At 69.0% G+C, this 1,391-nt stretch carries 1 protein-coding gene; it reads right to left on the bottom strand.

The annotated features are described in order from the left end of the window. Positions 1–521: 521 nt before the first annotated feature. Positions 522–1,391: diguanylate cyclase domain-containing protein (locus AC1D1G_RS45235; protein WP_477956942.1), on the bottom strand; the 870-nt coding region annotated here is incomplete at its 5' end.

Below are 1,391 nucleotides of genomic sequence, written 5' to 3'. Positions count from 1 at the left end.
TCGCCGTCACGGGCCGCGTCGCCGCGGCCGATCCGAGTGTGGGCTTCGCCCTGCCCGTTGGTGTGCGCGTTCGTGCCGTTGGTGACGTTGGTGTGGTTCTTCGTGTCGGTGGAACTGTTCTTGACCCCCGACTGAACCTGCTATTCGGGTTGTTCGGTGTCGAGGGCGTCGGTGATGCGGTCGTGGACCGGAGGTGTCGAGGTTCTGGCCGGCTGTGCGGGCGGCGGCGTGGGCGCGGGTGTATTCGTCGTCGCTGAGCTGAATGTGGTGCGGTGGGGTCTGGTGTGGGCCTGTGGGCGAGTTCGCGTCTGGGGTGCTCGCGCATCTCGCTGATGCACCGCGGGTGTTCGTGCCGGCCGAGGCCCGGTCGCAAGCATCCGCTCCCCGGAGCCTGGTGGGGGCAGGTCAGGTTCGGCGACGCTCGGCTGGCCTGGGTGGCGTGCTCGGTGCTTCGGTAGGAACACTCTGCGGCACAATGAATGTCGGTGGCGGTGCGCTTGGGTGCGGGGGTGGGGTTCGTGTCAGGGGGCGAGGGTGTGTCCGCTTCCGGTGGTTTTGGCTTCATACATGGCGGCGTCCGCGCGACGGATCAACGTCTCCCGGGTGTCTTCCGGTCCGGCGAGGGCGATGCCGACGCTGGCGGTGTACCGCAGTTCGCGTCCGGGCGAGTCGGGTCCGATGTGCAGTTCGGTGATGCGGGTGGCAAGGGCGATGGCCTGGTCGGCGGAGGTGGTGTCGGGGCAGACGATGAGGAATTCGTCGCCGCCGATCCGGGCCACGGTATCGATTGCGCGCACGACCGACTGGAGCTGTTCGGCCAACCGGATGAGGGCGTCGTCGCCGACGGCGTGGCCGAGTCGGTCGTTGAGGGTCTTGAACTGGTCGAGGTCGATCAGCAACGCCGCAACCGTGCGTCCGCTTCCGCGTGCGGTGTCCAGGGCGGCGTCGATCTGCTGATGCGCCAGGGCACGGTTCGGTAGCCCGGTCAATGAATCGTGCAGGCTCAGATGCCGCAGCGCGTCTTCTGCCTCGATGCGCCGGATCGCCGCCGCCAGCACCGCGGTCACCGAGCGCAGGAACATCACCTCCCGGTCGGAGTAGTCGCGGGGGCGGGCACTGTGTGCGGTGAGCACTCCCCACACCGTCTCGGCGCCGATGGGAACGCAGACCCCGCTCCGTAGCCCCCGGGAATTCATGGCTTCGGTGGAGAACCGGCGCTCGCCGTACCGGTCGGGGCAGATGATGATCTGATCGGTGGCGGCCGCGTATCCGGGCTGCGAATCGGTACCGGGGGCGAAGGTGTCCGGGACGGGTGGCTGACCGCGGTAGGCGAGCACCCGCAACGCACCGCCCGGCTCCTCGGCCCGGGCCACCGAGGCGCAGTTGACCCC

The sequence above is a fragment of the Rhodococcus sp. P3_B8 genome (genome assembly GCF_056402775.1).
This window is presented reverse-complemented; position numbering and strand designations above follow the sequence as displayed.